The organism is Roseixanthobacter finlandensis, assembly GCF_043195105.2.
Lineage (GTDB): Bacteria > Pseudomonadota > Alphaproteobacteria > Rhizobiales > Xanthobacteraceae > NCEH01.
Map to the genome: position 1 here is coordinate 926,273 of NZ_CM195536.1, position 12,012 is coordinate 938,284.

12 protein-coding genes are annotated in these 12,012 nt (G+C 65.9%); 9 read left to right on the forward strand and 3 right to left on the reverse strand.

The features are described 5' to 3' along the window. The first annotated feature begins 196 nt into the window (after positions 1-196). The 7 genes from ybaL (at position 197) to yihA (ending at position 6,711) form a co-directional block, all read left to right on the forward strand. Entirely contained in the window at positions 197-2,137 is a 1,941-nt protein-coding gene (gene ybaL, locus V5G24_RS04455) for a YbaL family putative K(+) efflux transporter (protein WP_394079948.1), read from the forward strand. A gap of 165 nt (positions 2,138-2,302) precedes the next feature. Further along, positions 2,303-2,437 carry a 50S ribosomal protein L34 gene (rpmH, locus tag V5G24_RS04460; RefSeq protein WP_348846609.1) on the forward strand — a complete coding sequence of 45 codons (135 nt, stop codon included), beginning with the start codon at positions 2,303-2,305 and terminating at the stop codon, positions 2,435-2,437. 24 nt (positions 2,438-2,461) lie between these two features. Beyond that, positions 2,462-2,842 (forward strand): ribonuclease P protein component, encoded by a 381-nt coding sequence (rnpA, locus tag V5G24_RS04465; protein WP_394046043.1) that lies wholly within the window; start codon positions 2,462-2,464, stop codon positions 2,840-2,842. Continuing rightward, a complete protein-coding gene (gene yidC, locus V5G24_RS04470) occupies positions 2,839-4,680 on the forward strand; it encodes a membrane protein insertase YidC (RefSeq protein WP_394079950.1) in 1,842 nt (613 codons plus the stop codon). Before rnpA ends, yidC begins: the two co-directional genes overlap by 4 nt. Positions 4,681-4,845: 165 nt before the next feature. Continuing rightward, positions 4,846-5,406, forward strand: a complete 561-nt coding sequence (locus V5G24_RS04475) for a YceI family protein (RefSeq protein WP_394079952.1) — start codon at positions 4,846-4,848, stop codon at positions 5,404-5,406. Continuing rightward, positions 5,403-5,966, forward strand: coding sequence for a cytochrome b (locus V5G24_RS04480; RefSeq protein WP_394079953.1), 564 nt, complete (start codon positions 5,403-5,405; stop codon positions 5,964-5,966). The genes V5G24_RS04475 and V5G24_RS04480 overlap by 4 nt, the downstream gene beginning before the upstream one ends. Positions 5,967-6,054: 88 nt before the next feature. Further along, positions 6,055-6,711 (forward strand): ribosome biogenesis GTP-binding protein YihA/YsxC, encoded by a 657-nt coding sequence (gene yihA / locus V5G24_RS04485; protein ID WP_394079954.1) that lies wholly within the window; start codon positions 6,055-6,057, stop codon positions 6,709-6,711. A 364-nt stretch (positions 6,712-7,075) separates the two neighbouring features. Here yihA and V5G24_RS04490 read toward each other — a convergent pair whose 3' ends face one another. After that, positions 7,076-7,267, reverse strand: a complete 192-nt coding sequence (locus V5G24_RS04490; protein ID WP_394046053.1) for a hypothetical protein — start codon at positions 7,265-7,267, stop codon at positions 7,076-7,078. A gap of 100 nt (positions 7,268-7,367) precedes the next feature. Next, a complete protein-coding gene (locus V5G24_RS04495) occupies positions 7,368-8,051 on the reverse strand; it encodes a cold-shock protein (protein WP_394014807.1) in 684 nt (227 codons plus the stop codon). A 409-nt stretch (positions 8,052-8,460) separates the two neighbouring features. Between V5G24_RS04495 and V5G24_RS04500 the strand changes: the two genes are divergently transcribed. Continuing rightward, complete coding sequence (locus tag V5G24_RS04500; protein ID WP_394079955.1) at positions 8,461-10,152, forward strand: SulP family inorganic anion transporter; 1,692 nt, start codon at positions 8,461-8,463, stop codon at positions 10,150-10,152. Between the two features lie 57 nt (positions 10,153-10,209). On the opposite strand, the gene V5G24_RS04505 is transcribed toward V5G24_RS04500, so the two are convergent. Next, positions 10,210-11,112, reverse strand: coding sequence for a LysR family transcriptional regulator (locus tag V5G24_RS04505; RefSeq protein ID WP_394079956.1), 903 nt, complete (start codon positions 11,110-11,112; stop codon positions 10,210-10,212). Between the two features lie 220 nt (positions 11,113-11,332). Between V5G24_RS04505 and wrbA the strand changes: the two genes are divergently transcribed. Continuing rightward, positions 11,333-11,932 (forward strand): NAD(P)H:quinone oxidoreductase, encoded by a 600-nt coding sequence (gene wrbA, locus V5G24_RS04510; protein WP_394079958.1) that lies wholly within the window; start codon positions 11,333-11,335, stop codon positions 11,930-11,932. The last annotated feature ends 80 nt before the right edge of the window (positions 11,933-12,012 follow it).

Sequence of the window (12,012 nt, forward strand, 5' to 3'; positions counted from 1 at the left end):
CCTTGCCGCGCCGTAAAACCAGGCGCCGCCTTGAGCGGCGCCTTTTTTATGGCCCCCGGCCGATTTTTTCACCCTCTCGTCCCTGTGTCGCCATACCGTTTGGGCTAAGTTGAAGGCGGGTCTCCTCCAGGCCTCGCATCGCCGCCCGTTCGGGCGGTCTCTCGCTCATTCAATGCCTTCGCGCCGGAGCCTGATCGTGCCGCATGCCACTCCCTTGATCGCGACCATCGTGATGGCCTTTGTCCTGGCCTTCATCCTGGGGGCGGTGGCGCAGCGGCTGCGGGTGTCGCCCCTGGTCGGCTATCTGCTCGCCGGTATCGTCGCCGGACCGTTCACGCCCGGTTTCGTGGCCGACCAGAACCTGGCGACCGAACTGGCCGAGATCGGCGTCATCCTGCTGATGTTCGGCGTCGGCCTGCATTTTTCGCTGAAGGACCTGCTGTCGGTGAAGGCCATCGCCATTCCCGGCGCGGTGGTGCAGATCGCGGTGGCGACCATTCTCGGCATGGGGCTGGCGCACCTGATGGGCTGGAGCCTCGGCGGCGGGCTGGTGTTCGGCCTCGCCTTGTCGGTCGCCAGCACCGTGGTGCTGCTGCGGGCGCTCCAGGAACGCCGCCTGCTGGAGAGCGAGCAGGGGCGAATCGCGGTCGGCTGGCTGATCGTCGAGGACCTCGCCATGGTCCTGGCGCTGGTGCTGCTGCCGGCCATGTCCGGCGCGCTCGGCGGGCGCAGCGTGGCGAACAGCGAGGCGCTGGCGCTCTTCGGCTCCTCCAACATCGAATACACGCTCGGCCTGACCATCGGCAAGGTCGCGGCGTTCGTGGTTCTCATGCTGGTGGTGGGACGCAGGGTCATTCCGTGGATCATGCAGTGGGTGGCCCACACCGGATCGCGCGAACTGTTCCGCCTCGCGGTGCTGGCGATCGCGCTGGGCGTCGCCTATGGCTCGGCCCTGCTGTTCGGCGTGTCGTTCGCGCTCGGTGCCTTTTTCGCCGGCATGGTCCTGAGCGAATCGCCGCTGTCCCATCGCGCCGCCGAGGAAACCCTGCCGCTGCGCGATGCGTTCGCGGTGCTGTTCTTCGTCTCCGTCGGCATGCTGGTGGACCCGACGATCCTGTTGCGCGAGCCGCTCGAATTGCTCGGCACCTTGCTGGTCATCATCATCGGCAAGTCGGTGGCGGCCTATATGATCGTGCGGGTGTTCGGCTATGAGAAGCTCACCGCCCTGACGATTTCCGCGAGCCTTGCGCAGATCGGCGAATTTTCCTTCATCCTCGCCGCGCTCGGCGTCGACCTCGGGCTGATGCCGGCCGCCGGGCGCGACCTGATCCTGGCGGCGGCGATCCTCTCCATCCTCATCAATCCGTTCTTCTTCATGGCCCTGGACCGGCTACGGCCGCGCCTGACGCGCAAGACCGCCGAGCCGGCGGTGGAGCGCCAGGCCAAGGAGCAGCCGGCGGCGCTCGTGCCGACGCTTCAGAGCGGGCATACGGTGCTGGTCGGCTATGGGCGCGTGGGCCGGCTGATCGCCGAGGGCTTGCGCGGCGGCGGCATTCCGTTCCTGGTGATCGAGGATGGCGGCGACGCGGTGGAATCGCTGCGCCGCGCGAACATCGAGGTGCTGCCGGCCAACGCCGCCGCACCGGAAGCGCTGGCGGCGGCGAATCTGCCCGGCGCCCAGCGGCTGATTCTGGCGATTCCCGACGGCTTCGAGGCCGCGAGCGTGCTGCGCAAGGCGCGGGCGCTCAATCCTGGGCTCGAAATCATTGCCCGCGCGCATTCCGATGCGGAGGTGGAGCATCTGCGCCAGGGCGGGGCGGGCTTTATCATCATGGGCGAACGGGAAGTCGCGCGCGGCATGCTCGCTTATGTGCTGCGCGACGGCAGCGGCGATGCGCCGTCCAGCATCGGCCCGCTGCCCGGAGGCCCGGCGGCGCCGGAATCGGCGTCTTCCCTTGCCGGCGTTGGGGAAAATCCCGCGGTTCAGGCCGAGACGCCGCCCGAGGACGGATCCGCGCCGGCGGTCCCGGACCCGACGGGGGAGGGCGCGCCGGACCGCGCCAGCGCTCAGGAAAGCGCCGCGGATCTGGCCTCGGCAAACGGGGACAGTGCTGGGCAACCGGCCCAAGGGCGTTGACGCGCAGCCCTTCGCCGCCTATAAGCCGAGCCCGAACTCGGGCGGCTCCGGCTCCTGGGACCTTGCTTTATACCCGATTGATATCGGGTAGGCGCCAGAGGCTTCGGCCGATGGAAAGGGTTCAGGATTGCGGATGTCGCCGTCAAAACTCCGGAGACAAGAACCGTGAAGCGCACCTACCAACCGAGCAAGCTCGTGCGCAAGCGTCGGCACGGCTTCCGTGCGCGCATGGCGACGATGAATGGCCGCAAGATCATCGCTGCCCGCCGGGCCCATGGCCGCAAGCGCCTTTCGGCGTGACCAGCGCCTGCGGAGCTGTTCATCTTGGATCGGCTCCTCAAGCGGCGTGATTTTTTAGCCGCGGCAAAGGCAGAACGTGCCGGTGTCGCGGGCTTCCTTTTGCAAGGGCGTGACCGCAAGGACCAGGGCGAAGCCCGGATTGGCCTGACGGTCACCAAGAAGGTTGGCAATGCCGTCGTGCGCAACCGCATCCGCCGCCGATTGCGGGAAGTGGCGCGGCAGGTGTTGCCGGCGAAGGCCCGCCCGGGCTTCGATTATGTGATGGTGGCGCGGCTGCACGCTTTGCACGCGCCCTTTCCGGATCTGGTGCGTGATCTTGAGCGCGCCGTGTCCCGGCTGCATGGCGCCGGAAAGCCAAGAACCAAAGAAACGTCCGCCCCCGCCGACGGAGCCCGCCCGGCATGACCGACAATCGCAATATGTTCATCGCCATCGGCTTGTCCCTGGCGATCCTCCTCGGCTGGCAATATTTCATCGGTATTCCGCAGGCGGAGAAACAGCGGCAGGCCGCCGAGCAGCAGCGCGTGATTCAGCAGGCGCAGCAGCAGGCCGAACAGCAGAGCCAGACCCCCGCCGCCTCGGCGCCCCCCGGCCCGGATGGCGTGACCGCGCCGGCGAGCCACGCGGCCGGCACCCCCGGCCGGGCGATGACCCGCGAGCAGGCGCTCGCCCTTTCCCCCCGCGTCGCGATCGATACGCCGCGCGTGAAGGGCTCGATCTCGCTGAAGGGCGGACGCGCGGACGATATCTCGCTGGCCGAATATCACGAGACCGTGGACCCCAAGAGCCCGATCATCGTGCTGCTCTCGCCCTCCGGCGCACCCAATCCCTTCTATGCGGAATTCGGCTGGACTTCTGCGCCCGGCGCTTCGGTGGCGCTGCCCGGCCCGGATACCTTGTGGACCGCCCCCGCTGGCGCGACCCTGACGCCCAACACGCCCCTGGTGCTGACTTATGACAACGGCCAGGGCCTGATCTTCAAGCGCACGTTCACCATCGACGAATTCTATATGTTCACGGTGAAGGACGAGGTGGTGAACAATGCCGCCGCCGCCGTGACGCTCTATCCCTATGCGCTGGTGTCGCGCCATGGCATTCCCCACACCCAGGGCTTCTACATTCTGCATGAAGGCCTGATCGGCGTGCTGGGCGATTCCGGCTTGCAGGAAGTCACCTATTCCAAGATGGACGCGGCCAAGCCGAACCTGTTTAAGTCCACCGGCGGCTGGCTCGGCATCACCGACAAATATTGGGCGGCGACCGTCATTCCCGACCAGAGCGTGGCCGTGGATGCCCGCTTCTCCACCTCGACGGTCGGCAATGTTCCGACCTTCCAGGCGGATTATCTCGCCGCCGCCCAGACCATCGAGCCGGGTGCGACCGCGGCATCCCAGTCCCGCCTGTTCGCCGGCGCCAAGGTCGTTGCCGTGGTGGACGGCTATGCCACCCGCTACGGCATTGACCGTTTCGACCGGCTGATCGACTGGGGCTGGTTCTATTTTATCACCAAGCCGCTGTTCCAGGTGATCGACTGGATCTTCCATGTGGTCGGCAATTTCGGCGTCGCCATCCTGATCGTGACTGTGATGCTGAAGGGGATTTTCTTCCCCCTTGCCAACAAATCCTACACCTCCATGGCCAAGATGAAGGCCCTGCAGCCCGAGATGGTGGCCATTCGCGAGCGTTTCGCCGACGACAAGGTGAAGCAGCAGCAAGCCACCATGGAGCTGTACAAGAAGGAGAAGATCAATCCGATCGCCGGCTGCCTGCCGATCGTGATCCAGATCCCGGTTTTCTTCGCGCTCTACAAGGTGCTGTTCGTCACCATCGAGATGCGGCACGCGCCGTTCTTCGGCTGGATCCGCGACCTGTCGGCCCCCGATCCCACCACCGTGTTCAATCTGTTCGGCCTGATCCCGTGGGATCCGAGCAGCGTGCCGGTGGTCGGATCCTATCTGATGCTCGGCGCCTGGCCGCTCATCATGGGCGTGACCATGTGGGTGCAGATGAAGCTGAACCCGGCTCCGCCGGATCCGACCCAGCAGATGATCTTCAACTACATGCCGATCATCTTCACCTTCATGCTGGCGCATTTCGCGGCCGGACTGGTGATTTACTGGGCCTGGAACAATACGCTTTCGGTGCTCCAGCAGACGGCGATCATGAAGCGCAACGGCGTCAAGATCGAATTGCTGGACAATATCCGCGGTGCCTTCAAGAAGAAGGCGTCCGCCAAAGGATAGCGCCAGAGCCTCCAGGCATGGTTCCGTGTAAAAGCTGAAGCGCTCCACCTGACGGTGGGGCGCTTCACTCACGTTTGATGCTCCTCCGCGCCGCTGGCACGCTCCCGCCTTAGATCCGCACCCGGGAAAGGTAATGTCCTTCCAACATAATTGAAGGACATGACGATGCTGCGGGTTCTTGGATGTGTCGGCCTTCTGCTCTGCGCGGCTCCTGCTGTGGCCGCGCCCGTCTCGTTTGCCGTGGACCCATCGGCGACGCGGATCGGCTTCGAGGTTGGGGCAAAGGGATATCCCGTGACCGAGGGGGTGTTTCGCACCTTTTCCGCCGATCTCAACATTGATTTCGACATGCCCGCGCGCAGCAAGGTGATGTTTCGGGTGCGTTCTAACTCGCTGGACACCGAAGCGCCCGCCCTGGACGACTATGTCCGCGGCCCTGGCTTCCTGGATTCGGCGCGTTATCCAGACATCACCTTCGTGTCCACCCGGGTGCGCAAGCTCGACGACAAGACGGTGGAGGTGGTGGGCAATCTGACGCTGCTTGGCGTGACGCGCGAGCAGGCGTTCGACGTGAACGTGGCGCAGCACCGCGCTGGCAGCCGCGATGGCTTCGCCTTCCAAGTGGAAGGGGCGATCCATCGTTCGGATTTCGGCATGACCGGCGGCCTGCCGCTGGTCTCGAATGATGTGCGCATCACCGTCTATGCACAGGCCACCCCGCGATGACCGGGCATTTGGAATCGGCGCCCGAACGGTGGAGCCTGCCGCTGCGATGGTTGCATTGGGCCATGGCGGCGCTGCTGATGGTGCTGCTCGGGCTCGGGCTGGCCATGGCCTATGGAACGTTCGATCTCGGGCAGACCTTCGCTCTGTACCAATGGCACAAGTCGCTCGGCGTTCTGGTGCTCCCGCTTGTGGCGCTGCGGCTCGCGCTGCGCGCGAGAACGGCGCATCCCCGAACGGCGCCGGCGGAAGGCGGCCGCGCGCGCCTTGAGGCGGCGGCGGCGCGCATAGTCCATGCACTGTTCTATGTGCTCATGGTCGCGCTGCCGCTCACGGGCTGGCTGGTGGTTTCTTCATCGCCGCTGCATCTGCCGACGCGCCCCTTCAATCTGTTCACCTTGCCCGATCTCGTGGCGCCGGACGCGGACCTTTATGCGGCGATGAGCCTGCTGCATGCGACGCTTGCCTACCTGCTGCTGGCGGTGCTGGCGCTGCATGTGGCCGGCGCACTAAAACATCGGCTGGTGGATCGCGACACGACTTTGCAGCGGATGAGCCTGTGACGGGCAAGATCCGCGTGAGGCGGGGCCTGGTGATGGCAGAATCCGCGAGAGACTTGCGAAACCCGCCGGTCCGGCGGATAAGCCGTGCATGACCGAGCCTTCGACAGATTTGGACGCGCAATTCCTCGAACAGGGGCGGCTGCTGTTTGCCGCCGAATGGAATTTTCTCACCGCCGCCCCGACGGTGGAATTCCTGCCGCCCATGCTGGGGCTCGAAATCGCCTTCGCGGGCCGCTCCAATGTGGGCAAATCCAGCCTCGTCAACGCGCTCACCGGCCGCAAGACGCTGGCGCGCACGTCGGTGACGCCGGGGCGCACGCAGGAGCTGATCTTTTTTCGCGTCGGCCCCCAGCTCACCATGGTGGACATGCCGGGCTATGGTTTCGCCAAGGCACCCAAGGAGAAGGTCGAGGCCTGGACGCAGACCATTCTCGACTATCTGCGCGGACGGGTGAATCTGGCCCGCGTGTTCGTGCTGATCGACGCGCGCCACGGCATCAAGCCGGTGGACGAGGATGTGCTGAATCTGCTGGACAAGGCGGCGGTATCTTACGCCATCGTGCTCACCAAGGTGGACCAGGTGAAGCCGAGCGCGTTTCCCGAGCGCCTCGCGGAGACGGAAGCGAAAATCCGCAAGCGGCCGGCAGCCTTTCCGCATGTGTTCGCGACCTCGAGCCATACCGGCGCCGGGCTCCCGGAGTTGCGCGCGGCGGTGGCGAAGCTGCTGGTGGAGCGGGCGAGCTGAGGCAAGGCCGGCTGCGGCGCGCGTTCTCGCGCGGTTGGGGATGGGTGTGCCAGCCGCGTGTGCGGCCTTGGCATCGGGCGACGTCAGGCGCCGCAACCCTCGTGCCGCAAATTCTGAGGCCGAAAATTCCGGTGTGGCGAACGCTGGTGTGACGAATTCAGGAGTGTTAAGGCGCGCGTCGCGGATCTTCTGATCGGCAATGGGCAGGCGGCGACACGCGCCTTGAAGGCCGCGCGTCGCGAACCGGCCCGTCCGGTTCGCGCAAACTGCCCGCAGGGGCAGGCTCTTATCATGCCGGGCTGGTCGGACACTCGGGAAAGCGCCCGATTGCCGCGGCTCGATTGTCATCGCCCGGCGGCCCCGGTCAACGTCTGGGCGCGGTTTCCTGAAGAAGCGCTTCGGTCGCGGCGATGGCGCCTTCCAATTCGGAAATCTTGCGCAGGGCGCCATCCGAGGGAAAAGTCGCGGACCGAGCGGCGTTGAGGAGAAGCTCGCGCTGGGCCGTCTTCAATTTATCGAGGAGGCCCTGGAGGTCTGCCTCGGCTTGCTGCGCCATTTTTACGCTGTATCCCTAACATATGCGATAACGGGCGCGACCGCAGAGGCCACGCCCGTCTCGAAAAGCGAGGCGGGAAATCCCGCCCCAAATTCAGTGATCAGTCGGCGACTTCGATGCCGCGGGCTTCGGGACCCTTGGGACCCTGACCCACCTGCACCACGACGCGCTGGCCTTCGGCCAGATCGGCCAGACCGGAGCGGGACACGACGGTGACGTGGACGAACACGTCCTTGCCGCCGCCTTCGACGGCGATGAAGCCGAAGCCCTTATCGGGATTGTACCACTTCACGGTGCCGACACGCTCTTCCGTGGGGCCGGAAGCCGCACGCGGACCAGCACCGGCGCCAGCGCCGAAGCCGCCCGAACGGGGCGCGCCACCAAACCCACCCGTGCGTTCACGGCGGGGAGGGGCTGCCTCGGCGGTCGAGGTGTCGACTTCGAGCACTTCGGTGACCTGGCGGCCCTTCTGGCCTTGGCCGACGCGAACGCTCAGCTTGGAACCCGGAGGAACGCTTTCCTGGCCGGCGGCCTCAAGGGCACGCGCATGCAGGAACACGTCGCCGGAACCGTCGGAGAGCTCGACAAAGCCGAAGCCCTTCTCAGGGTTGAACCACTTGACGGTGGCGTCGATTGGCGGACCAGACGGAGCCGGAGCACTGAAGCTGCTGCTCGGCGAAGAAAAGGGGCGGTCGCCCCCTCCAAAACTGCTGCGCGGCGGGGCGGCGAAGTCGTCATCAAAGCCACGACGGCGCGGCTCTCGGAAGTCTCGGTTACGGCTCATGTGTATTTCCGTTGAGGTCAGGTCGCCAATACTGGCTAGGGCCATCCACCATTGCTAAACTTGCTGATGCGTGCTGAACACGTTTTGGAACAACTCAAAAGAAGTTTCAAAACACCCTCAAGTCCGCTACCCGTTTCTCGCCTCGCAGCCTAATGGACACAGCCAAATTGCTTCACGGATCGTTCTAGATGCGCGCTACAAATCGGCATTCTAAACACTAACACACTTCTGTGACGATTTGGTACATGAATGTTTACCCCACCGCGCCCAAACTTAGTGCTAGGGAGCCGTGTTCCTGCCTGGGCCGCGCTTCGAGGCCTCGACGGGCATTGATGTTGCCCCGATTTCACGCCGCGCATGTGCTCATTTTTTCGCACGCCGGCGCCGGGGCCGATATGGGGAACATGAGATGACCGATGTGGCAGGGCCTGTTCCCAGCCAGGGGAGACGATCCCAGAGGCAGGGCTTCGTTCCCAAACTCGTGACCGCGCTCGCGCAGGGATATCACTTCAACGACCTGCGCGCCGATGCCGTCTCCGGCCTCACGGTCGCGATCGTCGCCCTGCCGCTCGCCATGGCGCTCGCCATCGCCTCCGGCGCAAGTCCGGACAAAGGGCTGATCACGGTGGTGGTGGCCGGCTTCATCATCTCGGCCTTCGGCGGCAGCCGCTATCAGATCGGCGGCCCTACCGGCGCGTTCGTGGTGGTGGTGGCGAACGTGATCGCCGTCCATGGCTATGACGGGCTCATCATCGCCACCCTCATGGCCGGCATCATCCTGATGGCGGCGGGCTTCGCCCGGCTCGGCAATTTCATGCGCTATATTCCCGAGCCGGTGGTCACGGGCTTCACCGCCGGCATCGCGGTCATCATCTTTTCCAGCCAGGTGAAGGATTTCTTCGGGCTCACCATCGCCCATCTGCCGGCCGAGTTCATCGGCCAGTGGGAAGCGCTGATCAAGGCGGCGCCCACGGTCTCGCTCGCCACCGCGGCCTTGTCCATCGCGGCCCTTGCGATCATCCTCATCCTGCGGCGCGTGGCGCCCAAGGCGCCGGGCTTCCTCATCGTGGTGCTGCTCGGTTCGCTCGCGGTGATGTTCCTGAACCTGCCGGTGGATACCATCGGCACGCGCTTTGGCGGCATTTCCGGCGCGCTGCCGGCGCCGAGCTTCCCGACCATCACATTTGCCCGCATCGGCGATCTGCTGCCGAGCGCGCTGACCATCGCCTTCCTCGCCGGGGTCGAGAGCCTGTTGTCCGCCGTGGTGGCGGACGGCATGACCGGCGGGCGGCATCGGCCCAATGCGGAACTGGTGGCCCAGGGCCTCGCCAATACCGCGTCCGCCCTATTTGGCGGCCTGCCGGCGACGGGGGCCATCGCGCGTACCGCGACCAATATTCGCGCCGGCGCGCGCACGCCGGTGTCCGGTGTGATGCATGCGGCGTTCGTGCTGGCGGTGATGCTGCTGCTGGCACCGCTCGCGGTCTATGTGCCGCTGGCGAGCCTTGCCGCCATCCTCATGGTGGTGGCCTGGAACATGAGCGAGATCGGCAAGATCCGCCATCTCATGAGCGCCCCCGTCGGCGACCGGCTGCTGCTGCTCTCCACGCTCGGGCTGACGGTCGCGGTGGACCTCACAGTGGCAATCGCGGTGGGCGTGGTTCTGGCGGCGGTCATCTTCATGCATCGCATGGCGGGAATGACCCGCGTGGAGGTCTTTTCCACCGGCGAGGACGGGGAAGGCGACGTGCGCGCCCTGCTGCCGCCGGGGGTCGAGGCGTTCGATGTCAGCGGCCCGCTGTTCTTCGGTGCGGCGGCGCACCTTTCCGAAGTGCTGGACCAGATCGGCCAGATGCCGCGCGTGTTTATCCTGCGCATGGAAGAGGTGCCGATGATCGACGCGACCGGGGTCGGCGCCATCGTCGAGTTCGTGCGGCGTTGCCGCCATGGCGGAACGCAGGTGATCCTGAGCGGGCTGGCGCCGCAGACCGAACAGGTGCTGCGCCGCATGGGCCTTGCGCCGGATGGTGAAGCCGTGCGCTGGGCGGCGAATTTCGAGACGGCGCTCGCCTTGTCGCAGCCGCTGGCCGTCGCCGCCTGAGGAAGGGAATGATCAGCCGCGCCGCGCCACTCCGGCGCGACGCGCGGGTACGCGCATCTAGCCCTGGCGCGCCTGCCGTTCGAACCGGGCGATGAGCCACGCGCCCGCGGGTCCCGGCGGCGTATCGGTGCGATAGATGGCTTGCAGGGCATAAGGCGCGCCCTGGGCGTCGGGCATGTCCAGCTTCACCAGCCGGCCGGATTCCAGATCTTCCTGTACGAGCGGCAGGGGCATGTTGCCCCAGCCGATGCCTTCGCGCAGCAAGGTGTGCTTCGCGCCGAGATCGGCGAGGCGCCACGTACGGGTGCTGACGACGCCAAGGTCCATGCCTTCGGTCAGAGGAGAACGGTCGGTCAGCACCAGCTGGATATGGTCCCGCCCGGCGCCGGGCAGATTGTGCCGGGCCTGCGCCAGCGGGTGGCCGGGCGCTGACACCGGCACCAGATCCACCGCGCCGATGCCGATCCGCTCCAGCCCGTCGAGGCCGAAGTCGAGCGGGCCGCTGACACCGATGCTCGCCTGCCGGTTCAGGACCATCTGCGTCACGGCGCCGAGCGCCTCCACATAGAGGCGGAGCGTCACGGTGGGGAAGGCCTCGTTGAAGGCTTTCAGCGCGTCCACCACCCGCGCGGCGGGCAGCATGACGTCGAGCGCCAGATGGATTTCCGACTCCAGCCCGTGCAGCAGGCCCTTCACCTTGGCGCGCAGGGCGTGCACGCCATTGGCCAGAGCGCGCGCTTCGCCGAGCACGGTGCGTCCGGCCTCGGTGAGTCTCGGCTTCTTGGTGGTATCGCGATCGAACAGGGAAACGCCAAGCTGGGCTTCCAGATTGGCGATGGAATAGCTGATCACGGATGTCGCCCGCCCGAGCTTGCGTGCCGCCCCGGCGAAGCTGCCGGTTTCGACCACGGCGAGGAAAACCGCCAGCTGGTCGAAAGTGGGCGTGCCGGGATCGGGCATGGGAGGTCCTCTACAGAGCGGTCTGGGGAGATCCGGCTCTAACGGGTGTCACGTGTTCCTGCGAGACTCCGGGACCCGCCGGCACGTGGCTCGAATGGATGCCTATTCGAAAATCTCGATCATTATCGTCCAGATTATTCGGCTAGATCCAGAAGTTTCGCGGTGCGAGTGTGCGGCCACTTTCCGCGGCGCGCGCCGCTTCCCGCCTCTGGAGGCCGAAATGGCTAAGGTTCTGGTTTTGTATTATTCGTCGTACGGCCATATCGAGACCATGGCCAATGCCGTGGCTGAAGGCGCCCGCGCCGCCGGTGCGCAGGTGGATGTGAAGCGCGTTCCCGAGACCGTGCCGGACGAGATCGCCAAGGGCGCGCATTTCAAGCTGGATCAGGCAGCCCCGGTCGCCAGCATTGCCGATCTCGAGCATTATGACGCCGTCATCATCGGCACCGGCACGCGGTTCGGCCGCATGTCGTCGCAGCTGGCGGCGTTCCTGGATCAGGCCGGCGGCCTGTGGATGCGCGGCGCGCTGAACGGCAAGGTGGGCGCGGCCTTCGTTTCCACCGCCACCCAGCATGGCGGCCAGGAGACCACTTTGTTCTCCATCATCACCAATCTGCTGCATTTCGGCATGGTGGTCGTCGGCCTGCCCTATAGCCACCAGGGCCAGATGAGCATGGACGAGATCGTCGGCGGCGCGCCCTATGGCGCCACCACGATCGCGGCCGGCGACGGTTCGCGCCAGCCTTCCGAGATCGATCTTGCCGGCGCCCGTCACCAGGGCGAACTGGTCGCCAAGACCGCGGCCAAGCTGTTCGGCTGATCCGACACCAGGCGGCGGCCGAAACCGGCCGCCGGTTTTCCATCAGGTTCGGACGCGTCCCGTTCGGCTCGTCCCGGCCG

What these genes read in the sequence shown, in the direction of transcription:
- yidC (WP_394079950.1), top strand. Translation starts at nt 2,839, where the DNA reads ATGACCGACAATCGCAATATGTTCATCGCCATCGGCTTGTCCCTGGCG.
- V5G24_RS04475 (WP_394079952.1), top strand. Translation starts at nt 4,846, where the DNA reads ATGCTGCGGGTTCTTGGATGTGTCGGCCTTCTGCTCTGCGCGGCTCCT.
- V5G24_RS04480 (WP_394079953.1), top strand. Translation starts at nt 5,403, where the DNA reads ATGACCGGGCATTTGGAATCGGCGCCCGAACGGTGGAGCCTGCCGCTG.
- yihA (WP_394079954.1), top strand. Translation starts at nt 6,055, where the DNA reads ATGACCGAGCCTTCGACAGATTTGGACGCGCAATTCCTCGAACAGGGG.
- V5G24_RS04490 (WP_394046053.1), bottom strand. Translation starts at nt 7,267, where the DNA reads ATGGCGCAGCAAGCCGAGGCAGACCTCCAGGGCCTCCTCGATAAATTG.
- V5G24_RS04495 (WP_394014807.1), bottom strand. Translation starts at nt 8,051, where the DNA reads ATGAGCCGTAACCGAGACTTCCGAGAGCCGCGCCGTCGTGGCTTTGAT.
- V5G24_RS04500 (WP_394079955.1), top strand. Translation starts at nt 8,461, where the DNA reads ATGACCGATGTGGCAGGGCCTGTTCCCAGCCAGGGGAGACGATCCCAG.
- V5G24_RS04505 (WP_394079956.1), bottom strand. Translation starts at nt 11,112, where the DNA reads ATGCCCGATCCCGGCACGCCCACTTTCGACCAGCTGGCGGTTTTCCTC.
- wrbA (WP_394079958.1), top strand. Translation starts at nt 11,333, where the DNA reads ATGGCTAAGGTTCTGGTTTTGTATTATTCGTCGTACGGCCATATCGAG.